Raw genomic sequence first — 25262 nt, 5'->3', positions numbered from 1 at the left:
CCCGGGAGTATCAGGCAGGTGCCACGATCACTTCCGTGCCGTTGGCTTCAAAGGCTGCCTTGTCGCGCGCAGAGATCCCGGAATCGGTGATCAGGCGGGTGAAGTCGTACCCGTCCATCGTGGCAAAGGCCCGCACGCCGACTTTGGAGGAATCAGCCAGGACGTAGGACACCCGGGCGCGGGAAGCCAGCAGGGCATTGACGGAGGCCTCGCCCTCCCCCGTGTTGGTGGGTCCCACCTCCGGGTCGATGCCGTTGACACCGATGAAGGCGATGTCCAGCACCACCTTCTGCATGATGATGTCCGTGTAGGGGCCCACGAGCTCATACGATCGCGGGTTGAGGATGCCGCCTGTCACCATCACCTTGATATTGGGCCGGACCGCCAACTGGCCCGCAATGTTGATGGCGTTCGTTACGACCGTGAGCGTCGGCTGGTTGGAGGGTGCATTCAGGTCCTCCCGGGTGGCCAGGATCTGTGCAAGCGCGGTGCTGGTGGTGCCTCCGCAGAGACCAATGACGGCGCCCGGCCGGATTAGAGCCGCGGCGCACTGCGCGATCTGTTCCTTCGCTTCGGCATGGTCGTCGCGGTTGTAACGTCCGGGCAGGTCATACGCCAGGGCGCCGGCGGTGGCACCGCCGCGCGTCCGCGTCAGCAGGCGGCGCTTGGCAAGGCTGTCCAGGTCGCGCCGGGCCGTGGCAGGGGAGACGTTGAGGGTGCTGACGATCTCGTCGACTTCTACCTGGCCGGTCCTGGCGAGCAGGTCCAGAATCGCTGTCAGCCGGTCGGTGCGTGTCATGCAAGCGGGCCTTTCGATACATCAGCCACCGCTTCGGGATGACGTTTCCTGATTCTAACCATACGGAAAAGATCAGGAACAATCATACAGCAGGAGTCCCGCTAACGCTCCCGCACCCCCGCCCGCCACACAGCGTACGTCAATGGCATCCCGGGCCGGTAAGCGAGATGGGTCGCGGATGGCGCATTCAACAGGTGCAGGTCGGCCCGGTGTCCGACGGCGATGGATCCCACGGCGCGTTCGCCGTCGGTGTCCCGGCCGGCTTCCTTGTGCAACGCCAGCGCCCCGCCGTAGGTAGCGGCACGGACGGCCTCGTGCACGCTCAGGCGCATCTGGAGCACTGCCGTTGTCACGCAAAAAGCCATGGAGCTGGTGTACGACGTGCCGGGGTTGCAGTTGGACGCCAGTGCCACCTGCACCCCCGCGTCGAGAAGTTCGCGGGCGGAAGCCAACGGCTGGCGGGTGGAGAGGTCGCAGGCAGGAAGGCACGTGGCAACGGTGCCACGCTCCCCCGTTCCCACGGCCGGGTCCCAGCCGGACCAGGACGACGCCAGGGCTTTCACGTCCTGCGCGGCTAAGTAGTTCACGTGGTCCACGCTGGCCGCGCCAAGCTCCACGGCCAGCTCTACGCCGGGGCCCTCGCCGAGCTGGTTGCCGTGGACCCTCAGGCCCAGGCCGGCCTCGCGGCAGGCCATGAGCACACGGCGGGATTGCTCGGCGTTGAACGCACCCTCCTCGCAGAACACATCGGCCCACTGGACATAAGGGCGGACCGCAGCGAGCATCGGCCCGCAGACCAGGTCTGTGTATTCCTCCGGGTCCTGCCCGGCTGGAACCAGGTGTGCCCCAAGGTAGGTCACCTGGTCCGCAATGGTGGAGGCAATACGCGCGCTCCGGGCCTCGTGCTCAACGTCCAGGCCGTAGCCGGTCTTGGTTTCCAGGTAGGTGGTGCCCTGCGAGACTGCTTCGGCAACCCGCCCCATGGCCAGGCGGGTGAGATCGAAATCGGACGTGGCGCGCGTGGCGTTCATGGTGACGGCGATGCCACCGGCAGCGTAGGACTCCCCAGCCATCCGGGCTTCGAATTCTGCGGTGCGGTCCCCGGCGAACAGCAGGTGGCTGTGGGAGTCCACCCATCCTGGCAGCATGGCCCGGCCGCCGGCATCGACGGCTTCATCCGCCGGCGGAGCATCGGCCGCCGCCCCGATCCAGGAAATCCGTTCACCCTCGACCACCACCGCCGCGTCCCTCAGGACCCGGTGTTCCAGGTCCTGCGTCATCAGCTCGGCGATATTGGTGATCAAGGTGCTCATGAAATCATTCTTCAGCGTCTGACGGACCAGCGCGTGGCTGCCAGGGCCTGCGCTGTCCGGGATTCCGGACCGTCCACAGCCCCATCGGCAGGGACGGCGCCGCCGGAAGAGCCCAGCCCCGCAAGGATCTGGCCGGCGGCGAACTCCGCCAGCGCCGCCGACGTCTGGAATCCGTAGCCGCCCTGGCCCGCGAGCCAGTAGAACCCGGCCGCTTCAGCGTCGAACCCGGCCACGGGCACCCCGTCCGCGGCTTCGGTGCGCAGGCCGGTCCAGGCCCGGCGCACTCCGGTGATCCCCAGGCTGGTGAACGCGTTGAGCTTCTCCACCAGGCGCTCCACATCACCTGGATTGGGCCGTGCGTCCTCGGGCCCGCTGGGCACCGTCTCCGATGGGGAAATCAGCACGTCATGGCCGTCGGGGCGGAAATAGAAAGTGTTGTCCGCCGCTGCCACCATGGGGGTGGCAGCAGGCAAGGGATTGTCGACGGCGGCAATCGCCGCAGTGCGCCGGTACGGCTGGAGGCCCAGCTTCTCGACGCCGCTGAGCACCGCCAGCTCATCGGCCCAGGCACCTGCCGCATTGACCAGTACCGCGGCTTCAAAGCCCTCGGCGCCAGCCCCCACCTGCCACCCTGAACCCAGTCGCTGTGCCGAATGCACGCGGGCGCCGGTGATGATGTCCGCTCCGGCGGCGAGAGCCCGCTTGCGGTGGTCCTCCAGCAGAAGGGGCGCATTGCAGCCAAAGGAGCCGGTATCTAGTCCGGCGGCTTCGAAGGTTCCCGGCTTCAGGGCCGGACACAGCTCGAGGGCACGGTCCACCCCAATGGGCTGCATATGTCCGCTGGCCTCCGCGGCAACATCCTCCGCCGAGCCCACGAGCATGAAGCTGCGCGGTGCCAGGACCGCTTCCGGCGCTTCGGCGTCGCGGGCCGCGAGCAGTTCGAGGGTCCGGACGGTGAGCTCCTGCACCACGGGCGGCCCGTAGCTGGGAATCAGCTGGCGGGCGGAGCGGGAGGACGTGTGGTACGCCAACTCCTGCTCCGCCTCCACCAGTGCAACGCTGCAGCGGCCGGCGAGCGCGGACGCGAGGGACAGGCCGGCGATGCCGCCGCCCACAATCAGGACATCGTAGTGTGCTGCCATTGGTCCATCCTGACAGAGATCACGCGTCCGGGACCCTGCGTTTCAGGGGAAATCCTGTCAGGCTGCCGCCTCGGCACGGCTGGCGACGAAGGCACGCACGCACGCTTCGACGTCGTCCGCTGAATGTGCGGCTGAAAGCTGCACCCGGATCCTTGCAGCACCGCGGGGGACCACGGGGAAGCTGAAGGCCGTGACGAAGACACCGTGCTGCAGCATCCGGTCCGCCACCTTGGCCGCCATGACGGCGTCGCCGAACATGACCGGGACAATGGCGTGCTCGCCGGGGAGCAGGTCGAAGCCCTCCTCGGTCATCCGGCGGCGGAACAGCCCGGCGTTTTCGAACAGGCGGCGGCGAAGGTCGGCCGAGTTCTGCACCAGGTCAAGCGCCTTGAGGGTCGCGGCAACAATGGCGGGAGCCAGGGAATTGGAGAACAGGTAGGGCCGCGCCTTCTGGCGCAGCATGGCCACGATCTCCCCGCGTCCGGAGACGTACCCGCCCGACGCTCCGCCCAGAGCCTTGCCGAAGGTGCCGGTGTAGATGTCCACCCGGTCAGAGACGCCGGCGTGCTCGGGAGTGCCCGCACCGGTGGCGCCCATGAAGCCCACCGCGTGGGAATCGTCCACCATGACCATGGCGCCGTACTTTTCGGCGAGGTCGCAGATGGCCTCAAGCGGGGCCAGGTAGCCGTCCATGGAGAACACGCCGTCGGTGACGATCAGGGTCCGCCGGGCATCCTGTGCTTCCTGCAGGCGGGCCTCGAGTTCGGCCATGTCCTGGTTGGCGTAGCGGTAGCGGCGGGCCTTGCAGAGGCGGATGCCGTCAATGATGGAAGCGTGGTTGAGCGCGTCGGAAATCACGGCGTCGTCCGGTCCGAGCAGGGACTCAAACACGCCGCCGTTGGCGTCGAAGCAGCTGGAGAACAGGATGGTGTCCTCGGTGCCCAGGAACGCGGAGACCTTGGCTTCCAGCTGCAGGTGCAGGTCCTGGGTGCCGCAGATGAAGCGGACGCTTGCCATGCCGAAGCCGCGCTCATCCATGGCCGCCTTGGCCGTGCGGATGATGTCCGGGTGGTCAGCCAGGCCCAGGTAGTTGTTGGCGCAGAAGTTCAGCACGTCGGCTCCGGGGCCGCCAATCTGCCCGGCGGTGATGTGGCTGGACTGCGGCGAGCTGATGCTGCGCTCGGTCTTGTACAGTCCGGCGGTGCGGATCTCGTCCAGCTCTTCGCGCAGCTGGTCCTTGATGGAGGTGAACATGGGGTTCCTTACAGTCGGGTCCAGTCGAGGACAACTTTGCCGCCCACGCCGCTGCGGGCAATGTCGAAGCCTTTTTCCCAGTCCGTGGCGGACAGCGTGTCCGTCACCACGGCAGAGATGCCGGCGTGCAGCACGGGGTTGGAGGAGAGCATGGCGCTCATGGCGTACCAGGTTTCGTACATCTCGCGGCCGTAGATGCCTTTGAGCGTGAGCATGTGGGTGACCACCTTGCCCCAGTCGATGGTGATCTCCTGGCTGGGCAGGCCCAGCATGGCGATCCGGCCGCCGTGGTTCATGTTGTCGATCATCTCAGGCAGGGCGGAGGGGTGGCCGGACATTTCCATTCCGACGTCGAAGCCTTCGCGCATGCCCAGCTCACGCTGGGCATCGCGCACCCGGGTGGTGGAGACATCGATGGCAAGGTCGGCCCCGAGCTGCCGGGCCAGGTCCAGCCGCGGCCGGGAAACGTCCGTGATGGCAATCTTGCGGGCCCCTGCGTGCCGGGCCACGGCGATGGCCATGAGCCCGATGGGGCCTGCGCCGGTGATGAGCACGTCCTCCCCCACCAGCGGAAAGCTGAGCGCGGTGTGGACGGCGTTTCCAAAGGGGTCGAAGATGGCACCGAGTTCGGGCGTGACGGAGGGATCGTGGTGGACCCAGACGTTGGTTTCTGGGATGACGACGTACTCAGCGAAGGCACCATCGCGCTGGACGCCGACGCTGACCGTGTGGATGCACATCTGGCGGCGCCCGGCCCGGCAGTTCCGGCAGATGCCGCAGACCACGTGGCCTTCGCCCGACACCCTGTCACCTACTTTGACTTCGCGGACGTCCTCGCCCACTGCAACCACTTCGCCATAGAATTCGTGGCCGGCAATCAGGGGCGCCTCGATGATCCCCTGCGCCCAGGCGTCCCAGGACTGGATGTGGAGGTCCGTGCCGCAGATCCCGGTGGTCATGACGCGGATCTTCACGTCGGCCGGGCCGGCTTCGGGTTCGGGCCGGTCGACGAGCTCGAAGCCGGCGTGCGGGCCGGCCTTATACAGGGCCTTCATTGGCGTCCTTACTGCTTGGCGTTCGCTCTGCGGGGTACCTCCCCATTGAAGCCCCGGTGATGCTTTAGCACAACCGGGATCTTCTCAATCGACGATGTAGCGTTTGCTAATGATTAGAGTGGATGCATGGAGGTTCATCAGCTGGAAATCCTGCGGGAGCTGGGCGCTTTGGGCAGCGTGAAGGCGGTGGCCGATACGCTCATGGTCACCCCGTCGGCCGTGTCGCAGCAACTGGCGCACCTGCAGCGCACCGTGGAGGTTCCGCTGACGCGCAAGGAGGGCCGCAACCTGGTGCTGACAGAGGCGGGACAGGTGCTCGCGGACGCGGGCGCCGCCGTCGTCAGCGCCATGGCCGAGGCCCGCGGTGCGCTGGGCACCTATCACGGCTCCCCTGCCGGCAGGGTGACCCTCAGTGGATTCCATAGCGCGGGGCAGGCCCTGTTCGCGCCGCTGGCGCGCATGCTGGACCGGCCGGAGCACCCGCGCATTGAATTGTCGGACGAGGACGTTGCCCAGCAGGACTTCCCCGCCCTCACCGCCCGGTATGACCTGGTGCTCGCACACCGGATGGACCACAGCCCGCGCTGGCCGGCGGAACGGGTTGCCGTGATCCCCTTGGCGCATGAGCCGCTGGACGTGGCGCTGCCCGCAGGCCACCGGTTGGCCCGACAGGAGAAAGTCACGGCGGACGACGTCGGCGGCGAGGCCTGGGTGACCAGCCACCCCGGCTACTCCCCCGCCGATGTCCTGTCCGCCGTCGCTGCCGTCTCCAGCCGGGAGCCGAACATCATCCACCGCATCAACGACTACTCCACGGTGGCGGCGCTGGTGGCTGCCGGGGGCGTGGTGGGGCTGCTGCCCCGGTACACGGCGGGCCCGGTCCTGAACCCGGACATCGTGCTGCGGCCGCTGGAGGGCATCAGCACCCGGCGCAGGATCGACCTGCTGGCCAGGCCTGAGAACCTGAAGCGTCGGGCCGTGGTGATGGTCTGCGAGGCCCTGGAGGACATCATGGCAGGACTGGTGCAGCAGGGGTAGGCAGCGTGCCGCGGGCGCTCTGCCGGGTGGCCGGACCGGCGCCGCTACGCCCCTTCGCCATCCTGATCGTCTCCGGCGCCCATCTTGTGGCCCATGCCATGCCCGCGTCCCAACCCCAAGCCGGGGCCGTCGCCGGCACCGTCAACGATCCGCTTGGCGGTGGCCTTGTCCCCGTCCTTTACGCCGGCTACCCGCACGGTGTCGCCGGCGGCGATGTCCGCTGGCGTTCCGTCTGCCGGCTTACGGCTGGCACCGTCGCCGGACGCTGGAAGTTTGGTGATCCTGGTGTCCGCGTTGACAGTGTAGGACTGCGTGAAGCCGTCCTCGCTCTTGACGGTGATGGCGGAGTCGCTGACGGACTCCACGGTTCCGCGCTGTTCGAGGACGGTTTGGAAGGTTCCGTCGGGCTGCTTGACCACACCCTCTCCATGCAGCGGCTGGGCGCGCTGGGACTTTTGTTGCCCGGGTGCCTTCTGCTGGCCTGGCGCTTTCTGCTGTCCGGGTGCCTTCTGCTGGCCCGGTGCGGTCTGCGAGGGGTTCGGCGCGGCCTGGGAGGGGGACGGCGTTGGCGTCCCGCTTGCCGACCAGGCGAGGGCGGCTCCCGTCCCGGTGAGTGCCACGGCTACGGCACCGGCCAGCACCGCCTTGCGCATCCTCACAGGTTCCCGGACCATGGTTGTTCCTCCCGCACGCAGCCAGGGCACCGGCGCCCTGTGGGCTCCAGTGTAAGTCCGCCACGCCGGCGCGGCCACGGGTACTTTGCGGCCGGCGGCACCTGAGTACTTAAAGCCCAACTGGGCCGCAGTCAATGTCGTTATGGGCGCCCAAAACGACATCAACTGCGACCCAGTTGGGTGTGCGGGTACTAGACGGTGACGCCCAGTTTCTCCAGGATGAGTTCCCGGACGCGGCCCGCGTCGGCCTGGCCGCGGGTGGCCTTCATGACCCCGCCAACGATCGCGCCGATGGCCTGCACCTTGCCGCCGCGGATCTTGTCCGCGACGTCGGGCTGCGCGGCCAGTGCGGCGTCGATGGCTTCGAGGAGGGGCCCGTCGTCGGACACGACGGCCAGGCCGCGCTTCTCCACGATCTCCTCCGGGGTGCCTTCACCGGCGAGCACGCCGTCCAGCACCTGGGAGGCCATCTTGTTGTTGATCTTGCCCGCCTCAACCATGCGGCTCAGCTCCACCACCGTGGCAGCCTCAACGCCCAGCTGGCCGGGGTCCACGTCGGCGGCCTTGGCGCGGCCCACGATCTCACCCATCCACCACTTGCGGGCCACGGAAGCCGTGGCGCCGGCGGCGATGGTTTCCTCGATCTCGTCCAGGACGCCGGCGTTCACCACGTCCCGGAATTCGAGGTCGGAGTAGCCCCAGTCGGCCTTGAGGCGCTTGCGGCGCTCGGCGGGCGGCTCGGGCAGGGTGGCGCGCAGTTCCTCCACCCATTCACGGGATGCCACCACGGGAACCAGGTCCGGTTCCGGGAAGTAGCGGTAGTCGTCGGCGTCGGACTTGGCGCGGCCGGACGTGGTGGTGCGGGTGTCCTCGTGCCAGTGGCGGGTCTCCTGGATCACCGGTTCACCCGAGTCCAGGACAGCGGCGTGGCGCTGGATCTCGTAGCGGACGGCGTGTTCCACGGCGCGCAGCGAGTTCACGTTCTTGGTCTCGGACCGGATGCCGAACCGCTCACGGCCGTGCGGGCGCAGCGAAACGTTGGCATCGCAGCGGACGTTGCCACGTTCCATCTTCGCGTCGGACACGCCCAGGTTCTTCACGATCTCCCGGACGGCCGCGACGTAGGCCTTGGCCAGTTCCGGTGCGCGGGACCCGGCTCCCTCGATGGGCTTGGTGACGATTTCCACCAGCGGCACACCCGCACGGTTGTAGTCCACCAGCGAGAAGTCTGCGCCCTGGATTCGGCCCGTGGCACCGCCCATGTGGGTCAGCTTCCCGGCATCCTCCTCCATGTGTGCGCGCTCGATCTCCACGCGGAACACGGTGCCGTCCTCGAGTTCAACATCGAGGTAGCCGTCGTACGCAATCGGCTCGTCGTACTGGGACGTCTGGAAGTTCTTGGGGGTGTCCGGGTAGAAGTACTGCTTCCGGGCGAAGCGGCAGGACTCGGCGATCTTGCAGTTCAGCGCCAGGCCGATCTTGATGGAGGACTCGATGGCCGTCTTGTTGACCACGGGCAGGACGCCGGGCATGCCCAGGTCCACCTCGTTGACATTGGTGTTGGGCTCGTCGCCGAAGACGTTCGGCGCGGAGGAGAACATCTTGGTCTTGGTGTTCAGCTCCACGTGGACCTCGAACCCCAGGACGGGATCGTACTTCTCCATGGCCTCTTCGAAGCTCAGGATGTGGTCAGTGCTCATTATTTTGCCTCCTGGGTTTCGAGGGTTCCGGCAGCGGCGGCGGCAAGGTCGGGAGCCTGTGCCAGCAGCGGGCCGCCCCATTTCGCCTCGAGCAGCGATTCAAGGACCGCGCCCACCCGGTACAAACGGGCGTCTTCGCGCGCGGGGGCCAGCAGCTGGATACCGACGGGCAGCCCGTCCTCGTCCGCCAGGCCGCCTGGCAGCGACAGGCCGGGGACGCCCGCGAGGTTCGCGGGGATGGTGGCGACGTCGTTGAGGTACATGGCCAGCGGATCGTCCAGTTTTTCGCCGAGCGGGAACGCCGTGGTGGGGGCGGTGGGCGAGATCAGGACGTCAGCCTCGGCGAAGGCGGCCTCGAAGTCCCGCTGCACCAGGGTGCGGACCTTCTGGGCGGAGCCGTAGTAGGCGTCGTAGTAGCCCGCGGACAGGGCGTAGGTGCCCAGGATGATGCGGCGCTTGACTTCGTCGCCGAACCCGGCTGCACGGGTGGCACCCATGACGCGTTCGATGGTCATGGGGCCGTCTACGGGGAGGACGCGCAGGCCGTACCGGACGCCGTCGAACTTGGCCAGGTTGGAGGATGCCTCGGACGGCATGATCAGGTAGTAGGCGCCCAGGGCGTACTGGAAGTTGGGGCAGGAGACCTCCACGATCTCGGCGCCGGCTTCTTTGAGCAGCTCCAGGGCATCGTTGAAACGGTTCTCGACCCCGGCCTGGTAGCCCTCGCCGTGCAGCTCCTTGATGATGCCGATCCGCAGCCCCTCGACGTTGCCGGTCTTGGCCGCGGCAACAAGGTCAGCCAACGGTTCCGGCAGCGAGGTGGAGTCGCGGGGATCGTGGCCGCCGATGACCTGGTGCAGGAGCGCGGAGTCCAGGACGGTGCGGGTGACCGGGCCGATCTGGTCCAGGGAGGATGCCATGGCGATGGCGCCGTAGCGGGAGACGCTGCCGTAGGTGGGCTTCACGCCCACGGTTCCGGTGACGGCGCCGGGCTGGCGGATGGAGCCGCCGGTGTCCGTGCCCAGGGCCAGGGGCGCCTCGAAAGCAGCGACGGCGGCAGCGGAGCCACCGCCGGAGCCGCCGGGGATCCGGTCCAGGTCCCAGGGGTTGCGGGTGGGACCGTACGCGGAGTGCTCCGTGGACGAGCCCATGGCGAACTCGTCCAGGTTGGTCTTGCCCAGGATGGGCATCTTCGCGGCACGCAGCCGCTCGACGACAGTGGCGTCGTACGGGCTGTGCCAGCCCTCGAGGATCTTGGAGCCGGCCGTGGTGGGCTGCCCGATGGTGACGATCAGGTCCTTGACGGCGATGGGAACGCCCGCCAGGTAGTGCAGTGCTTCGGCTTCCGCCCCGCCGGCGGCGCGGATGGCGTCCACCTCGGCGGCGACGGCGAGCGCTTCTTCGGCGTTGACGTGCAGGAAGGCGTTGACCTGGCCGTCAACGGCGGCGATGCGGTCCAGGTAGGCCTGGGTGGCTTCGACGGCGGTGACTTCGCCGGCGTGGAGTTTCTCGGCAAGCTGCGCGGCGGAAAGCCTGATCAGGGTGTCGGCGCTGGTGTTCTTGTCAGTCATGTCTATGCCTCATCCAGGATTGCCGGAACCTTGAAACGGTTGTCATCGGAGTCCGGGGCGCCAGAGAGTGCCTGTTCAGCCGTGAAGGTGTGGCCCACAACGTCGTCGCGGAACACGTTGGTGAGCGGAATGGGGTGCGAGGTGGCCGGAACGTCGTCCCCTGCGGCCTCGCTGACGGACTTGACCGAATCCACGATGACGGCCAGTTCGCCGGCCATCCTGTCCAGCTCTTCGGCACTCATCTCGATGTGAGCGAGCCGCGCGAGGTGCGCGACGTCGTCACGGTTGATCGCAGCCATGGATCTCCCCTGCAAAGTTCGAATTGTTTTCCGATCCAGTCTAGTGCGCCAAACGCAGATGCCCGTCTGACATCCCCCAGCGGGCGTCAGACGGGCACCTTCGAAGCCCGCTCCTGCCTCGGGGACAGGGAGCGCGGGCAGCTACAGACTAACCGATACCGATGGCTCCAGTCAGCATCCCGACGCCGAGCATTACCAGGGAGATAACGGCGGTGCGCCACAGGACCTTCTTGTGGTGGTCGCCCAGGTCCACCTTGGCCAGCGAGACCAGCAGCAGGATGGCCGGAACCAGCGGGCTCTGCAGGTGGAAGGGCTGGCCGGTGATGGAGGCGCGGGCCATGTCGGCGGCGCCGACTCCGTAGTGCGCCGCGGTTTCGCTCAGGACCGGAAGGACGCCGAAGTAGAAGGCGTCATTGCTCATGAAGAACGTCATGGGGATGCTGAGCACGCCCGTGATGACGGCCATGAACGGGCCCATGGAGGTGGGGATGATCTGGACCAGCCAGGCGGACATGGCTTCCACCATGCCGGTGCCCTTGAGGACGCCGGTGAGGACGGCGGCGGCCATGACCATGCTGACCACGGCGACGATGGAGGGTGCGTGCGCAATGAGCTGGGCGCCCTGGTCCTTGACCTTGGGGAAGTTGACCAGCAAGGCGATCGCGGCGCCCACCATAAACACAAACGGCAGCGGGATGACGTTGGCGACGAGCACCACCATGACGGCGACGGTCAGGGCCAGGTTGAACCAGAACAGCTTGGGGCGCAGGGTGCTGCGGTTGGGATCGAGCGCGGTGTCGGTGAGTCCGGCGCTGCTGTCCTCAAGGAGGGTGTCGGTGCGCTCCAGCACGGCCACGGAGGATCCTGCCGGCGAGACGCCGACGGCGGGGGCTGCTCCGCCGGGGTTGCCGCCCTTGCGGCCACGGCCGGCGCCGGACACGCCGGTGCGCGAACCGCCGGCGGTGGTGCCGCCGTCGAACCCGTCCGCCGTGAAGGGCTCTGCCGTAGACGGCGTTCCCCAGATTTCCGGAGCGGTGGCACGGAGGCGGTTGCGTTCCTGAAGTCCCAGGAGCCAGGCGAAGGCGAATACCACGACCAGGCCGGCCACCAAGGACGGGATCATGGGGACGAAGACGTCGTTGACATCGATCTTCAGGGCGGTGGCGGCGCGGGCGGTGGGACCACCCCACGGCAGGATGTTCATGGTGCCGTTGGCCAGGCCGGCTACGCAGGTGAGGACCACGGGGCTCATCTTCAGGCGCAGGTAGACCGGCAGCATGGCGGCGGTGGTGAGGATGAAGGTGGTGGACCCGTCACCGTCCAGCGACACGGCGGCCGCGAGGATGGCGGTGCCCAGGACCACCTTGGCGGGGTCGTTGCCCAGCTTGCGGAGGATGAACTTCACCAGCGGGTCAAAGAGTCCGACGTCGATCATCAGGCCGAAGTAGATGATGGCGAACATCAGCAGGGCCGCGGTGGAAGTCATGGACTTCATGGAGTCCATGACCATGTCGCCGATGCCCAGGCCGGCGCCGGCAAAGAGGCCAAAAACGGTGGGGACAATGATCAACGCCAGCACTGGCGTCAACTTCTTCGTCATGATCAGCACCATGAAAACCGCGATCATGGCGAATCCAAGTATTACCAGCACAGCCGGCTCCTTCTTGTGAACAGCGGCACAGCGGTGTGACGCGTGCTACAGACTGTAGGGTGGCGTCCGTCACGGCAGTGCCTTTGGCTCAATTGATTGGCATACTGCTTATTGGGAGCATTTTGCTCATTGTGCTCACGGCGCCACCGCGCCGGAACCGTGGCCCCTGCCACCCGTCAAGGAGGATGAATGCAGCGTTCCGTGCCCCGGCAGCCGCTGCGGTTTTCCACCCAGACGCTGCTGCTCCAACTGGCCGTGGTGCTGCTGGTCGTGCTGCTGAGCACCGCCGTTCACGCCTGGCTGACCTACGACCGGGTGGGCAGCGACGCGGAGAACCAGGCACTGACGTTGGCACGGACCGTCGCCTCCGATCCGGAGGTCCGCGCAGATGTGCTGGCCATCAGCGACCAGCCCGGCACTCCCCCGCCGGCCGAGCTCCTGGCCGGCCCGCTGCAGGCGTCCGCGGAGGCAGCGCGGACCCGGACCGGGGCGCTGTTCGTGGTGATAACCGACGAAACGGGGATCAGGCTGGCCCACCCGGATCCGCAGCGGCTGGGCGAAAAGGTGAGCACCGACCCGTCCGAAGCATTGTCCGGGCAGGAGATCACTACCCGTAACACCGGAACGCTTGGCCCGTCGGCCGGCGCGAAGGTTCCGGTGTACGCGCCGGGCACCAGCACGGTGGTGGGTGAGGTGAGCGTCGGCTACTCCATGGAAACGGTGGCACAGAGCGTGAGCCGCGACATCGGCCCGGTGGCCCTGACCGCCGCCGGCGCCCTGCTGGCCGGGGTACTGGGGTCCTTCCTGCTGCGCCGCCGCCTGCAGCGCCTCACCCTGGGCCTGGAACCGGAGGAGATCAGCACGCTGGTCCACGACCAGGTGGCGGTGCTGCAGGGCGTGGACGACGGCGTGATCGGCGTCAGTGCCGACGGCCGGGTCAGCGTGTTCAACGCCGCAGCGCAGCGGCTGCTTGGATTGCCCGACCTGTCGGGGTCCCGGTGGGAGGATGCCCCCGTCCCGGAACAGCTGAAGTCCCTCACGCGCACCGGAATCGGTGTTGCAGGTCCGGCGGTGGGTAGCGGCGGATCAACCCAGGACGCCCTCGAACTGGTGGCCGGCGGCCGGGTGCTGGTGGTGAATGCGCGCAAGGCCCTGCACCGCAGGGAGGACCTGGGCTGGGTGGTCATGCTGCGTGACCGGACGGAACTGCAGGAGCTTACGCGGCAACTCGATGCCGTCGGCACCATGTCCACCGCCCTGCGCGCCCAGCGGCACGAGTTCGCCAACCAGCTGCACACCCTTGCCGGTTTCCTGGGCATCGGTCAGCACCAGGAAGCCCGCGACTACCTTGCGGGGCTGGCCGCCACCGGACCGCTGAAGTTCCCGGTGGACCAGGCCGAGCTGCTGCAGGACCCTTACCTGCAGGCATTCGTGGGTGCCAAGGGCGTGGAGGCAGACGAACGGGGCGTCGCACTGCGCATCGGCCCGGAGACCCTGGTCCGCGGGCAGGTGACGGAGGCCCAGGATGTGACCACGGTGCTGGGAAACCTGATCGACAACGCCGTCAACGCCGCTGTGGCGGGGTTGTCCACGGACCGCTGGGTTGAGCTGGAGGTGCTGGATGAACCGGGCGACGACGGCGGCACGCTGCACGTCGTGGTGGCGGACTCGGGTGACGGGCTGGCGGAAGGCACGGACACGGAACGCGTGTTCGCCGAAGGTTTCACCACCGCCGCCGGCCCGGTCCGCGCCGGCGGCGGCCAGGGTTTCGGCCTGGCGCTGGCCCGCCAGCTGGCGCGGCGCCGCGGCGGCGATGTGAAGGTGCTGGACCGCGGGGCCACGGGTGGGCCGGGTGCCGTGTTCATGGCCACCCTTCCGCATACGACGGCGGGAAGCGCCGCCGCAAAGACCACGGGGGAAGCCGGAAAGGAAAAGAATGGCTGACGATTTTCGGGTCCTGATCGTGGACGACGACTTCCACGTGGCGAAGCTGCACGCCGCCTACGTGGATTCGGTGGCCGGCTTCCTGGCCCTGGCGCCCGTCGGTACGGCGTCGCTGGCCTTGCAGGCCATCCACAGCCTGCGGCCGGATTTGGTACTCCTGGATGTGTACCTGCCGGATGCCTCCGGGCTGGACCTGCTGCAGCAGCTGGATGTGGACACGATCATCCTCAGCGCCGCCTCCGACACCGCGTCGGTCCGGGTGGCGTTCCGCCGCGGCGCCCTGGGCTACCTGCTCAAGCCCTTCACGGCGGAGTCACTGTCGCAGCAGCTGCGCTCCTATGCCAGGTACCGGCGCCTCCTGGGCCAGCCCGGGGCACTGGACCAGGACGGCGTGGAGCGCGCCAAACGTGCGCTGATTCCGGGGGATGTCACGCCGTCGTCGAAACCACGTTCCGCAACGGAGGCCGCGGTGCTGGAATCGCTGGCCCCCGGCGAGCAGTACTCCGCCGCCGAGGTGGCCGCCCGGGTGGGCGTTTCCCGCGCCACCGCCCAGCGGTACCTGTCCTCGCTGGCGGACGACGGGGCGGTGGACATCCAGCTCCGCTACGGCACCACGGGCAGGCCGGAGCACCGCTACGGCCTGCCGGCACGGTAGGGCCGGAGAAACTACGCGCTTTTCTGCGCGACCAGTTCGATCTCGACGAGCATCTTTGGGTCAAGGAACGGGAGCACGTGCACCAGGGAGAGGGTGGGGCGGATCTCACCGAACACTTCGCCGTGGGCCCGGCCGGCCTCTTCCCATTTGCTGATGTCCGTCAGGTACAGCTTGGACTGCACCACGTCCCCGTAGCCGAAGCCGGCGTCGGCCAGGACCTTGCCGAGTTTCTGCAGGATGTACTGGGTTTGGGTGTAGAAGTCATCCCCCACCACTCCGTCGTCGCCGCTCGCAGCGGTGGCAGAGATGTAGAGGGTGTTGTCCACCTGGACGGCGCGGGAATAGCCGAGGGTCTGTTCCCAGACGGATCCGCTGCCGAAGGTTTTGCGCATGGTGGGCCTTTCAAAGCTGGAATGGGTCGCCACCACTGTAGGGCTGCTACAGGTCGCGCCGGTAAACCAGCAGTTTTATGTCGGTTCCGGGGACCAGCCAGTCCCGTGCAGGCACCCGCTGGAAGCCGGTCTTGCGGTAGAGCCCGTGCGCGCTCTCCCAGGTTTGGCCGGTGGTGAGGGCCACCGCACGGATGCCGGGGAGGGTCCTGGCATGGCCGATGATGGCCTCCACCATGGCTTTGCCGGCCCCGCTGCGCTGGACGGCGGGGTCCACCACCAGCATCCGGAATTCCAGCTCATCCTGCAGGGCGATATCCGCGTACGGCTCCCCCGCCAGCGCCAGCGTGACGGAACCGATGACAGCTCCCTCGCGCTCCGCCACCCAGATGGTTGCCTGCTCCGCGCGCTCTGCCACATCCATGATCTTGACCATGTAGGGGTGCGCGGCGTCGTCGAAGTAGCCTGCCGAAAGATACGAAGCCCCGGTGATGCGGGCAATGGCGGCGAAGTCGGCCTCGACGGCGGGACGGATGGTTATCTGCGGCTGCACCCGTCAATGCTAGTGGCGGCCCCGCCCACTGGACGGCAGGAAGGCACTTTCCGTGACAGAACTATCAGAACGGACACCCCGCTCCTTCGATGAGGCCGCCCAGTGCCCATCCAGGGCGGCCCGCTCAAAGCGGAAACTTCCCTGACAGCTCCAACCCGGCCGCGCAGGTCCAGGCGTCCAGGCGCTCGTCGTCCGTTGGTCCGCCGTCGAGCGGGCTGGTGAGCCGCGGCCTGCGCACCCAGCAGCCGGCCTCCTCCGCGATCAGGGCACCGGCTGAAAAGTCATGCTCGTTCAGCCCCCGCTCACCGTAGGCATCGTGGGTTCCGTCGGCCACCATGCACAGGTCCAGGGCGGCGGAACCAAGCCGGCGGACATCGGCAAAGCCGTCCATCAACGTGCCGAAGGCAGCCGCCTGTTGGGCGCGGATTTCGGGCTCGTAGCTGAACCCTGTGGCCAGGATCTGCCCGGCACGGCCCGGTACCGGTCCATCGAGCCTGGTGACTGTGCCGCGTTCCTCAAGCCACGCACCCTGGCCGCGGGCAGCGTAGTACACCCGGCCCAGGGCGGGGGCGTTGACGACGCCCGCCAGCCAGGCGCCGCCGGCATCGGCGACAGCCACCGAGGTGGCGTAGTAGACGATGTTGCGGATGAAGTTGGTGGTGCCGTCCAGGGGGTCGATGGACCAGCGGTAACCGGTGGGGTGGGCGGAGCGGGTGGTTCCCTGTTCCTCGCCGGTGATGCTGTCGCCGGGGCGGGCGGCGGTGATGACGCGGCGCACGGCGTTTTCCGCGGCCAGGTCGAAGGCGGTGACCCAGTCCCCGGCCGCTCCCTTGTTGCTTGCGTCCAGGGCGCTGCCGTCACGGCCGGACAGGACCTTTGCGCCTGCCGCGGCGGCCTGTTTGGCCACCTCCAGCAGTTCCGTTGCAGACGTCATGCGTCCTCCCCAGTCACTACTTCCATTGCCTCTTCCTCGGTCACGTCTTCGTCCGCCGAGTCCCCCAAGGCTGCCGGGCCGCCGTCGAGCAGTTGCCGGAACCCGTCCTCGTCCAGGACGCGGATGCCCAGTTGCTCTGCCTTGTCCAGCTTGCTGCCGGCGCTTTCGCCGGCCACCACATAGCTGGTGTTCCTGGAGACCGAGCCGGCTGCCTTGCCGCCGCGGAGCAGGATGGCTTCCTTGGCCTCGTCACGGCTGAAGTTGGGCAGGGAACCGGTGACCACCACGGTCAGCCCCTCCAGGGTGCGCGGCATGGACTCGTCGCGTTCGTCTTCCATGCGTACACCTGCGGCGGCCCAGCGGTCGATGATCTCGACGTGCCAGTCCTCGGCGAACCACTCCTTCAGCGCGGCGGCGATGGTGGGGCCGACGCCGTCCACGTGCGCGAGTTCCTCCTCGGACGCGGCGCGGATGCGGTCCATGCTGCCGAACGCCTGTGCCAGGGCCCGTGATGCGCGGGGACCAACGTGCCGGATGGACAGCGCCACCAAAACCCGCCAAAGGGGCTGGGTCTTGGCCTTTTCCAGTTCCTTGAACAGTTTCTGGGTGTTCGCGGTTGGCTTGGATGGCGACTTGGCCGTGCCCTTGCTGAAGAAGTACGGCACCAGTTCATATTCGCCGGTGGGGACGCCCTTGGCCTTTTTCTCACGCCGGATCCGGACGCCGGCCAGGTCTTCGGGGGTGAGGTCGAACAGCCGTGCTTCGGAGGTGAGCGGAGGGGTGTCCGGTTCGGCAGGCTGGGTCAGCGCGATGGCCGCTTCCCAACCGAGGGCCTCGATATCGAAGGCCCCACGGCCGGCCACGTGGAACACCCGCTCCCGCAGCTGGGACGGGCAGGACCTGGCGTTGGGGCAGCGGACGTCCACGTCCCCCTCCTTGGCAGGTGCCAGCGGGGTACCGCAGGACGGGCACTCGGTGGGCATCACGAAGTCGCGCACCGGCGGGTCCTGCTGGTCCCGGAGGTTCAGGACCGGGCCCACGATTTCGGGGATGACGTCCCCTGCCTTGCGCAGGACGACAATGTCGCCGATCTTGACGCCCTTGGCCTTGACCACGTCCTGGTTGTGCAGGGTGGCCATTTCCACGGTGGATCCGGCAACCTTGACCGGCTCCATGACACCGTAGGGCGTGACCCGGCCGGTGCGGCCCACGTTGACCTGGATATCCAGCAGTTTGGTGTGGACTTCCTCCGGCGGGTATTTGTACGCCACGGCCCAGCGCGGAACGCGGGTGGTGTTTCCGAGGGCCCGCTGGGTGGCGAAATCATCGACCTTGATGACGATGCCGTCGATTTCGTGGAGCAGTTTGTGGCGCTGGTCCCCGTACCGCTTGATGAAGGCCAGGACGTCGTCCCGGGCGGCCAGCACCTCGAAGTAGGGGCTGACCGGCAGGCCCCATTCCTTAAGCAGTCCGTAGGTTTCCGACTGGCTGCCGGCGGCAAGGCCCTCGCGGGCGCCGATGCCGTGGACGAACATCTTCAACGGCCGCTTGGCCGTCTCCGCCGGGTCCTTTTGCCGCAGCGAACCGGCCGCGGCGTTGCGGGGGTTGGCCAGCGGCGCCTTGCCGGCTTCGATCAGGGCCTCATTGAACTCGGCGAACGCCTTGGACGGGATGAAGACTTCGCCGCGCACCTCCATTTCCGCGGGAAAGCCGGTCCCGTGCAGTTCCTGCGGGATTTCCTTGATGGTGAGCAGGTTGTGGGTGATGTCTTCGCCGGTGGTGCCGTCGCCGCGGGTGGCAGCGCGCACCAGCTTGCCGTCGCGGTACAGGAGGTTGACTGCCAGGCCATCGATCTTCAGTTCGGTCAGCCAGGCGGCCTTTGCGCCGCCGTCGCCAATTCTTTCGATGCTGGCCTCGGCCCGGTTGAGCCAGGCCTCGAGCTCCTCCAGCGAGAAGACGTCCTCCAGGCTGTACATGCGCTGCAGGTGTTGCACCGGCGCGAAGGCGGCGGAGACCTCCCCGCCCACTTCCTGGGTGGGTGAATCGTTGGCGACAAGCTCGGGGTGCAGCGCCTCAATCTCCTCAAGGCGGCGGAAGAGCGAATCGAACTCGGCGTCCGATACCAGGGGCGCGTCCTCCTGGTAGTACGCAAACCGGTACTTCCGGACCAGGTCAGCAAGGTTTTCGTACTCCTCGCGGATGGCTTCGGTGGGTACCGCTTCGGGCTGGTGCGGTGCCGTGGTCCGGGTGGCGGTCTGTTCTGCGGGTCCTGGTCCTGTGCTCACAGACCTATCTTGCCCTACACCCCGGACAGCCAGGGGACAGCACGGCGTGGCACCCGCCCGTTTGGCCGGATGGACCGCTCAGTGCGAGCGGAGCCGGTTCCGGTTCCGGTTCCACACGGCGAAGGCACCGGCGGAAGTGCCCACCAGCAGCGTGCCCAGGGCGATGGGCCCGAGGGCCGGGCCGCCCGGGCCCTCACCGCCGGCAGGTGCCACGGCAGCCATCTGGGTGGGCCCGCTGGAGCGGGTGACGGGGCTGTTCCAGTCCTGCCCGCTCGAGGGGCCGGTGGGTGGGCGGTAGCCCGCTGTGGCTGACGGCGATTCCGTGGGAGCGGCCACCTCCGGGTCCGGCGCCGCCGTTGCAGGAAGCTGTGCGGGGTCCGGGGCCGGGACGTCGGGCTGTGCGGGTTGGGGCTGGCCGGACTGGGCCGTCGGTGCAGGCGCTCCGGCGGGAGGTGCCGGCTGGCTCGGCGGCGGGACCGGGTCCCTGGACTTCCGCGGACGCCCGGTCTGGCCGGCGTCGGGGCTGCTGGCGAGGATGGGTACGCAGACCAGCCCGCAGTCAGATGGGGCCTGGGTTTCCGACGCCGGAGTCGGCGAGGGTGCGGTGGCGGCGGCGAGCGCGGGCCCGGCCGGGAAGAAGCCAAGAGCCAGGGCCAGGGCAGCTGCTGAAGCCGTCGTCGGGACGGCACGGAGGATCGGAGCGGACGGGGTCATTGCTACCTTTCGATGCGCGCAGCCCCCCACCGCGGCTTTCTGGTGTCCCCGGTAGTCTTCTACAGCGCCGGGCGGGGCCGCAAATCCGCCGCAGCAGCAGCCCCGCCGTCGTTGGTCCTGCTCAGTCCCGGTTTTCGGGCGGCAGCGCCACCTGGATCTTCCGGGCCTTGCCGCGGCCCACCACGTACCCGCGGCCCGGGATGAAGTCGGGGCTGACCCGGCCCAGCGAGGTGTTGAGCAGGCTGTCGCCTTCGATGTCGCCCGGGTTGAGCAGCAGGCCCCGGCGCCCGGATTTGAAAGGCTGGGCAAGCTGCCAGGCGCTGGACCAGGTGGAGGTCTCGGACTCTCCCACCACCCACTGGTCCGCCTTCAGTGACGCGGTGACCAGCTGTGCCATCCCTGATTCGGCGAGGGTGTCCGTGAATTCGGTCAGGCCTTCGATGAAGAACGCCACAGCCCCGGGATTCCCGGTGGAATGCTCCACCAGGTCCTCCACAACCTCGGCGAGGTCGTCCGGTCCCACCACGGAGCGGTTCCAGATGGGGAGGGAGGCGACGGCGGACCGGCGGGATCCGAGGTAGATCAGCTCGGTAGCGGGGTTTGACCGGCGCAGGGCGTAGGCCAGGGTCACCAGGGCCACGGTCCGGCCGGCGCCCGGGGGGCCTGCCAGCAGCAGCGGGCCGCGGGCCATGATCTCCGCGGGCTGCAGGGACTCGTCGTCCACGCCGACCACCGGCAGGTCCGGGCTGCCCGCGGGCAGGACATCCAGGTCCACCTGCTCGGGCAGCCGCTCGATCCCGGGTGCGGTACCGAGGCCCTGGCGCAGCATCGCCTCGCTGAGCTTATGGACTTCCCGGGCCTGCAGGGCCAGGTTGGAGTTGCCGCCCAGGACGGCCAGCTGCACTTCGAGCCCGTCCAGCAGGCCGCGGCCCGGGGGCGACGTTGCGGTGAGGACATCCCTGGGTACGTCCATGGAGATGTAGTCGTCCTCGTTGGAGAGCCGCAGCACCAGCCGCCGCTGGATGGAGGCGAGCAGCGATGCGGGGACGGCGTTGGGCCGGTCCCCCGTCACCACCAGGTGGATGCCGAGGGTGCGGCCGTCGGTGGCAAGTTGCAGGAAAATGTCCCAGAGCCCGGAAAGCTTGCTGTGCTCGTAGGCTTCGCGGAATGCTGACATGCCGTCCACCAGTACGAAGATCCGCTTCTCGTCCGGCCGGTTGGCCAGCTTCCGGTACTCCACGATGGTGGATGCCCGCACCTCAGCGAACTGTGCGGACCGCAGCTCGGCGATGTCCCGCAGGAGGCGCAGGAGCCGCCCAACGCGTTCCACGTCGTCGCCGTTGATGATCTCACCCACGTGCGGAAGCTCTTCCAGCATCCTCAGTCCGGAGGAGCCGCAGTCGATGCCGTACACGTGGACGGGGCCCCCGCGCGGGGTGACCGCGGCGGCAATGGCAATGCCGCGCAGGGCTGCGGACTTGCCGGAACCGCCCGTTCCGTAGATGGCCATGTTGCCGTCCCGGTCCGGTTCGTAGAACACGGTGGGCTGGTCCTGGTGCGCGGGGTCGTCGGCCACGCCGAGCAGGAGCTGTTCGTCGGTGCGCGGGTTGGGCAGCTTGGAGAAATCGTAGGTCTTGGCCAGTTCGTCCAGCCATGGCCTGCGGGGCGGCTGGATGGCCAGGGTGTCCGCTGCGTGGACGATGGTGGAGGTCATCCTGGCGATGTCGTTGGGTCCCGCCGGTTCCTGGACAACAGGCTTGTCAGGGGCCGGCGCTTCCCAGCTGGGACCTGAGCCGAAGGCCATTTCCACGATGTCGATCTGGGGCCGCTGCGGCTTGTCGGTGGTCCAGCCGCCGGCATAGCCGGTCTGGAACCCCTGGATGCGGCCCGGCCCGGTCTTGGCGGCGCCGCGGCCCGGGATGGCGGGGTCGAAGTAGGCGGCGTCCGGGACGCCGAGGATGTCCGTAGCGTCATCCTCATCGGCCATGCGAAGGGCCACGCGGAGGTTGGTGTTGGCGCGCAGGTTGTCCTTGATGACGCCGGCCGGCCGCTGGGTTGCAAGGATCAGGTGCAGGCCCAGGGAGCGGCCGCGGGCGGCCACGTCCACCACGCCGTCCACGAACTCCGGAACATCGTTGGCGAGGGCGGCGAACTCGTCCACGATGATGATCAGGTACGGCGGGGCTTCGGGGTCTGCTTCGCGCTGCAGGGCCAGCAGGTCCTTGGCCTTCTTCCGGTTCAGCAGCTGCTCACGGTAGTGCAGCTCCGCGCGCAGCGACGTCAGGGCCCGGCGGACCAGGTGCGGAGACAGGTCGGTGACAAGCCCGACGGTGTGCGGCAGGTTGATGCAGTCCGCGAATGCGGCGCCGCCCTTGTAATCCACGAACAGGAAGCTGACCCGGTCCGGGCTGTAGGCGGCGGCCATGCCCATGACCCAGGACTGCAGGAACTCGGACTTGCCGGCGCCGGTGGTGCCGCCCACCAACGCGTGCGGCCCCTCGTTCTTCAGGTCCAGGTACAGCGGCTCGATGCCCTTGGACCCCACCAGGGCCCGGAGCGTGCCGTTGTCCTTGCGGTTCGCCACGGCGGTGGCATGCACGGAGTTGTTTTCCGTCCAGCGCTCGGCCACCGACTGCGGGTTGTCCAGGAAATCCTTGCCGATCAGCGTCGCGTAGGACACTGCACGGGGCAGGTCGGAGTCGTCGTTGACAGGCTTGCCCACATCCACCACGGGGGCCAGCATCCGGGCCAGCTGGGCGGCGAGCTCCGCGTCCACGCTTTCACAGCTGACCGGATACGTGTGGCGGCCCAGGCGCACCTGGCCGGTGGTGGTCCCGTGGTCGCCGTCCACCACCATGAAGTCGCGGCAGGCGGCCGGGAGGGCCTGGATGTCGGTGGCCACCCATAGGACGTGTACGCCGGAGTCGGGCCCGCGTTCCGCCAGCCGGGTCAGCCGGCCGCGGTCCACGGGAGCGTCGTCCTCCACGATGACCAGCACCGACGGAAGGACCGGCTCTTCGAGTTCATGCTTGGCGGGGTCGATGCCGGGGCGGAGGTCCGGGGCGGTCCGCTTCGCCGCCGCTTCGCGGGCATCCACCAGGTCCTCAAGCCGGGCCAGCAGGGACGAACCGCCGGCCGAGCCGGCGGCCAGGTGGTCCCCGCCCAGCGGGCTGTGCCCCGAGCCCACGTGCGGCAGCCACTGCAGCCAGTTCCAGCGTTCGCGGGACTGGGCGGACGTAATGGCCGTCAGGACCACCTCGGCGGGTGAATGCAGCCCGACGAGCTGCAGCACCATGCCGCGGGCAACATCGTCCACCAGGCCGCGGGCACCCGCGATGCCCAGGGCGCCGGAGGTGCGCAGCTGGGAGACCACGGGGACGCCCTCGATCTCGCTGAACTGTTTGATGCAGTCCTGGATTTCGCGGGCGTACTGGACCTCGGTGTCATTGTTGGACGGCTCTTCCAGCGGGACCCGCGACGGCGCGGTCCCCAGTCCAAAGCGCAGGCCCAGGAAGGAGGAGTGCTCGGGCCGGTGCGTCCACAGCAAAGGCCCCAGCTTGTAGATGGCATCCACGGTGTCGCTGACGGACGGTGCTTCCTGGAGCCGGACCGCCCGTTCCACCTGCTGCAGTTCGGTCAGGTCCTGCCGGAACGCGGCCATGGAGGCGCGGAACTGCTTGAGCTGTTCCTTCTGCTGCTTCCGCGTCCGCATCCTGGTGTCAACGTAATGGCCCACGATGAACAGGGGCATCATCAGCATGAACACCATGGAGAGCACGTTCTGGGTGACCGCGAAGATGACCGCGCCCATCATCAGGGGCGCCACCAGCATGATGTACGGGAACGGCTGGTCCTCCGGCCGCTTGGGCCCGGCAGGGAGGACGCGCTTGGGCACGTCGAAGCGGGGCACCACCCGCGGGGAGCGGTTGAAGTTCACCAGGGGCGACGTCGGCGCTGCCGCGTGGTTGTGCCCCAGCGGCACCACGGTGACGGTGGTGTCCCCCAGGGTCACCGTGTCCGATGAGTTCAGGGTGGCGCGGGTGACGGGCAGCCCGTCCATCAGGAGGCCGTTGGCGGAGTTGGTGTCCACGATCTCGATGCTTTCGCCCACCGTGATCCGGGCGTGCCGCTTGGAGGTGAGCGGATCCGTCAGGCGGATGTCCACGTCCCGGTCCCGGCCGATGTAGCTGGTGCCGCTGGGCAGCGAAAATTCGCGGCCGGCGTCGGGCCCGGACAACACACGCAAGGTGGCCGCGGCAGGCCCACGGCTGGCTCCGGGTTCGTGGAACTGCCCGCTGACCTGGGCCAGCGACACCACGGAGCCCGGGCGCAGGCCCGATTCGAGCAGGTTGTCCTCCCGGGCCAGGACGTTGCCGCTGATGCCGGCACCCACGAAGGCCTCGTCGATGCGCAGGGACAGGTTGTCCGGGGCAGGGGTGCCCTTGCGGTCAGGGTCGGCCGCCCAAAGCACGGTGGCGATGTCGGCCACGGTGGCCAGGCCGTCCACCGTGACGGCCAGGTCCTTGGCTTGGGCGGGTTCGCGGCGGAGTGTCAGCCGGATCCTCATCCTTCGTCCACGCCCCTCATCTTTTCGAGCAGGTACAGGTCATCGGGTGTCACCAGGTGGGTGGTGACGGCGTGTTCCACCAACCGTGCGCGGCGGTTGGTGGCGAGCTTCCCGCCGCCTCCGCGCAGGCCCACCACGCCAACGCGGTCCAGCTTGTCGCAGACGTTGTCCAGTTTGCGGTTGAAGCGGGTCAGCGCCCAGCCCAGGGTCTTGGCGGCGGCCGCCGAAGACGGGATGGTGCTGAAACCGGTGCCTTCGCGCCGGAGCACCGGCTCGGCGAGGGCGACGATCAGTGCCTTCTGGGCGTCGGTGAAGACCACGGGGCCGATGGTGGTGTCGCCGCTGCTGGCGCCGTCCCGGGCTTCCTGCCGGAAGGACGGCGTCTTCAGGTGCACGGCGAACTCGTAGGTGGTGGGCCCGGCCGTGAAGATGACGTTGGTGTGGCTGAACACCAGCGGAATCCGGGCCCCGGGCGACAACCATGCCTGCATGCCGCCGGAGGCGTCAGCCACGGTGGCGGACAACATGCTGCCCACGTTGCTGAGCCACCAGATGCCGTCGTAACGGGCCACCTGCAGGAACTGCCGGTGCAGGTACGGATTGTCGTCCACTTCAAGGTCGCCTTCGCGGCCGATACTGAAAATGTCCTCGTCCGATGGCTCGTACCATTCGCCACAGAAATCTATTGCTAGATCCCCCATGATCTGTGCCTCCTCAGTGGGCAA

Annotated in this window: 20 protein-coding genes; 3 read left to right on the top strand and 17 right to left on the bottom strand. The window is 68.2% G+C overall.

The features are described 5' to 3' along the window. Positions 1-10: 10 nt before the first annotated feature. From J2T23_RS10890 to tdh, 5 genes are all read right to left on the bottom strand, one after another. Positions 11-799: a DeoR/GlpR family DNA-binding transcription regulator gene (locus tag J2T23_RS10890; RefSeq protein ID WP_141161066.1), complete on the bottom strand. Its 789-nt coding sequence runs from the start codon at positions 797-799 to the stop codon at positions 11-13. A gap of 101 nt (positions 800-900) precedes the next feature. After that, on the bottom strand, positions 901-2112 hold the full coding sequence (hutI, locus tag J2T23_RS10885; protein WP_307359873.1) for an imidazolonepropionase: 1212 nt from the start codon (positions 2110-2112) through the stop codon (positions 901-903). Positions 2113-2123: 11 nt separating this feature from the next. Beyond that, positions 2124-3254 (bottom strand): NAD(P)/FAD-dependent oxidoreductase, encoded by a 1131-nt coding sequence (locus J2T23_RS10880; protein ID WP_307359870.1) that lies wholly within the window; start codon positions 3252-3254, stop codon positions 2124-2126. A gap of 57 nt (positions 3255-3311) precedes the next feature. Then, positions 3312-4508, bottom strand: a complete 1197-nt coding sequence (locus J2T23_RS10875) for a glycine C-acetyltransferase (protein WP_141161069.1) — start codon at positions 4506-4508, stop codon at positions 3312-3314. A gap of 8 nt (positions 4509-4516) precedes the next feature. Then, positions 4517-5563 (bottom strand): L-threonine 3-dehydrogenase, encoded by a 1047-nt coding sequence (tdh, locus tag J2T23_RS10870; protein ID WP_141161070.1) that lies wholly within the window; start codon positions 5561-5563, stop codon positions 4517-4519. Between the two features lie 126 nt (positions 5564-5689). Between tdh and J2T23_RS10865 the strand changes: the two genes are divergently transcribed. After that, positions 5690-6601, top strand: coding sequence for a LysR family transcriptional regulator (locus tag J2T23_RS10865; RefSeq protein ID WP_141161071.1), 912 nt, complete (start codon positions 5690-5692; stop codon positions 6599-6601). Between the two features lie 44 nt (positions 6602-6645). Here J2T23_RS10865 and J2T23_RS10860 read toward each other — a convergent pair whose 3' ends face one another. From J2T23_RS10860 to J2T23_RS10840, 5 genes are all read right to left on the bottom strand, one after another. After that, positions 6646-7275 carry a DUF5666 domain-containing protein gene (locus J2T23_RS10860; protein ID WP_307359866.1) on the bottom strand — a complete coding sequence of 210 codons (630 nt, stop codon included), beginning with the start codon at positions 7273-7275 and terminating at the stop codon, positions 6646-6648. Between the two features lie 191 nt (positions 7276-7466). Then, a complete protein-coding gene (gene gatB, locus J2T23_RS10855; protein ID WP_141161072.1) occupies positions 7467-8975 on the bottom strand; it encodes an Asp-tRNA(Asn)/Glu-tRNA(Gln) amidotransferase subunit GatB in 1509 nt (502 codons plus the stop codon). Beyond that, entirely contained in the window at positions 8975-10546 is a 1572-nt protein-coding gene (gene gatA / locus J2T23_RS10850; protein WP_141161073.1) for an Asp-tRNA(Asn)/Glu-tRNA(Gln) amidotransferase subunit GatA, read from the bottom strand. Before gatA ends, gatB begins: the two co-directional genes overlap by 1 nt. A 2-nt stretch (positions 10547-10548) precedes the next feature. Next, positions 10549-10845, bottom strand: a complete 297-nt coding sequence (gene gatC / locus J2T23_RS10845; RefSeq protein ID WP_018763018.1) for an Asp-tRNA(Asn)/Glu-tRNA(Gln) amidotransferase subunit GatC — start codon at positions 10843-10845, stop codon at positions 10549-10551. Between the two features lie 148 nt (positions 10846-10993). Continuing rightward, positions 10994-12496, bottom strand: coding sequence for a CitMHS family transporter (locus J2T23_RS10840; RefSeq protein ID WP_307359862.1), 1503 nt, complete (start codon positions 12494-12496; stop codon positions 10994-10996). Between the two features lie 189 nt (positions 12497-12685). On the opposite strand from J2T23_RS10840, the gene J2T23_RS10835 reads away from it, so the two are divergent. Together J2T23_RS10835 and J2T23_RS10830 are read left to right on the top strand one after the other, a co-directional pair. After that, positions 12686-14440 carry a sensor histidine kinase gene (locus tag J2T23_RS10835; protein ID WP_307359860.1) on the top strand — a complete coding sequence of 585 codons (1755 nt, stop codon included), beginning with the start codon at positions 12686-12688 and terminating at the stop codon, positions 14438-14440. Further along, positions 14433-15095, top strand: a complete 663-nt coding sequence (locus tag J2T23_RS10830; protein WP_307359858.1) for a response regulator — start codon at positions 14433-14435, stop codon at positions 15093-15095. Before J2T23_RS10835 ends, J2T23_RS10830 begins: the two co-directional genes overlap by 8 nt. 11 nt (positions 15096-15106) lie before the next feature. Here the strand turns inward: J2T23_RS10830 and J2T23_RS10825 are convergent, their stop codons facing one another. From J2T23_RS10825 to J2T23_RS10795, 7 genes are all read right to left on the bottom strand, one after another. Continuing rightward, on the bottom strand, positions 15107-15487 hold the full coding sequence (locus J2T23_RS10825) for a RidA family protein (protein ID WP_307359856.1): 381 nt from the start codon (positions 15485-15487) through the stop codon (positions 15107-15109). A 46-nt stretch (positions 15488-15533) separates the two neighbouring features. Beyond that, on the bottom strand, positions 15534-16037 hold the full coding sequence (locus J2T23_RS10820; RefSeq protein ID WP_307359854.1) for a GNAT family N-acetyltransferase: 504 nt from the start codon (positions 16035-16037) through the stop codon (positions 15534-15536). A 124-nt stretch (positions 16038-16161) separates the two neighbouring features. Then, positions 16162-16971: an inositol monophosphatase family protein gene (locus J2T23_RS10815; protein ID WP_141161079.1), complete on the bottom strand. Its 810-nt coding sequence runs from the start codon at positions 16969-16971 to the stop codon at positions 16162-16164. Next, positions 16968-19256 carry an NAD-dependent DNA ligase LigA gene (gene ligA / locus J2T23_RS10810; RefSeq protein ID WP_307359851.1) on the bottom strand — a complete coding sequence of 763 codons (2289 nt, stop codon included), beginning with the start codon at positions 19254-19256 and terminating at the stop codon, positions 16968-16970. The genes J2T23_RS10815 and ligA overlap by 4 nt, the downstream gene beginning before the upstream one ends. A 78-nt stretch (positions 19257-19334) precedes the next feature. Continuing rightward, positions 19335-19970 carry a hypothetical protein gene (locus tag J2T23_RS10805; protein ID WP_307359850.1) on the bottom strand — a complete coding sequence of 212 codons (636 nt, stop codon included), beginning with the start codon at positions 19968-19970 and terminating at the stop codon, positions 19335-19337. 121 nt (positions 19971-20091) lie between these two features. Next, positions 20092-24537, bottom strand: coding sequence for a type VII secretion EssC family protein (locus J2T23_RS10800; RefSeq protein WP_307359848.1), 4446 nt, complete (start codon positions 24535-24537; stop codon positions 20092-20094). Continuing rightward, on the bottom strand, positions 24534-25238 hold the full coding sequence (locus tag J2T23_RS10795) for a hypothetical protein (protein WP_307359846.1): 705 nt from the start codon (positions 25236-25238) through the stop codon (positions 24534-24536). Before J2T23_RS10795 ends, J2T23_RS10800 begins: the two co-directional genes overlap by 4 nt. Positions 25239-25262 lie beyond the last annotated feature (24 nt).

It is taken from the genome of Pseudarthrobacter niigatensis (genome assembly GCF_030812615.1).
Taxonomy (GTDB): domain Bacteria; phylum Actinomycetota; class Actinomycetes; order Actinomycetales; family Micrococcaceae; genus Arthrobacter; species Arthrobacter niigatensis.
The sequence above is the reverse complement of the archived record's forward strand: the minus strand, read 5'-3'. Positions and strand labels throughout refer to the sequence as shown.

Coding starts and splice junctions, on each gene's coding strand:
- gatB (WP_141161072.1), bottom strand. CDS start 8,975: ATGAGCACTGACCACATCCTGAGCTTCGAAGAGGCCATGGAGAAGTAC.
- J2T23_RS10815 (WP_141161079.1), bottom strand. CDS start 16,971: ATGACGTCTGCAACGGAACTGCTGGAGGTGGCCAAACAGGCCGCCGCG.
- hutI (WP_307359873.1), bottom strand. CDS start 2,112: ATGAGCACCTTGATCACCAATATCGCCGAGCTGATGACGCAGGACCTG.
- J2T23_RS10880 (WP_307359870.1), bottom strand. CDS start 3,254: ATGGCAGCACACTACGATGTCCTGATTGTGGGCGGCGGCATCGCCGGC.
- J2T23_RS10800 (WP_307359848.1), bottom strand. CDS start 24,537: ATGAGGATCCGGCTGACACTCCGCCGCGAACCCGCCCAAGCCAAGGAC.
- gatC (WP_018763018.1), bottom strand. CDS start 10,845: ATGGCTGCGATCAACCGTGACGACGTCGCGCACCTCGCGCGGCTCGCT.
- J2T23_RS10890 (WP_141161066.1), bottom strand. CDS start 799: ATGACACGCACCGACCGGCTGACAGCGATTCTGGACCTGCTCGCCAGG.
- J2T23_RS10860 (WP_307359866.1), bottom strand. CDS start 7,275: ATGGTCCGGGAACCTGTGAGGATGCGCAAGGCGGTGCTGGCCGGTGCC.
- J2T23_RS10865 (WP_141161071.1), top strand. CDS start 5,690: ATGGAGGTTCATCAGCTGGAAATCCTGCGGGAGCTGGGCGCTTTGGGC.
- J2T23_RS10835 (WP_307359860.1), top strand. CDS start 12,686: ATGCAGCGTTCCGTGCCCCGGCAGCCGCTGCGGTTTTCCACCCAGACG.
- J2T23_RS10805 (WP_307359850.1), bottom strand. CDS start 19,970: ATGACCCCGTCCGCTCCGATCCTCCGTGCCGTCCCGACGACGGCTTCA.
- J2T23_RS10875 (WP_141161069.1), bottom strand. CDS start 4,508: ATGTTCACCTCCATCAAGGACCAGCTGCGCGAAGAGCTGGACGAGATC.
- J2T23_RS10830 (WP_307359858.1), top strand. CDS start 14,433: ATGGCTGACGATTTTCGGGTCCTGATCGTGGACGACGACTTCCACGTG.
- J2T23_RS10795 (WP_307359846.1), bottom strand. CDS start 25,238: ATGGGGGATCTAGCAATAGATTTCTGTGGCGAATGGTACGAGCCATCG.
- J2T23_RS10825 (WP_307359856.1), bottom strand. CDS start 15,487: ATGCGCAAAACCTTCGGCAGCGGATCCGTCTGGGAACAGACCCTCGGC.
- tdh (WP_141161070.1), bottom strand. CDS start 5,563: ATGAAGGCCCTGTATAAGGCCGGCCCGCACGCCGGCTTCGAGCTCGTC.
- gatA (WP_141161073.1), bottom strand. CDS start 10,546: ATGACTGACAAGAACACCAGCGCCGACACCCTGATCAGGCTTTCCGCC.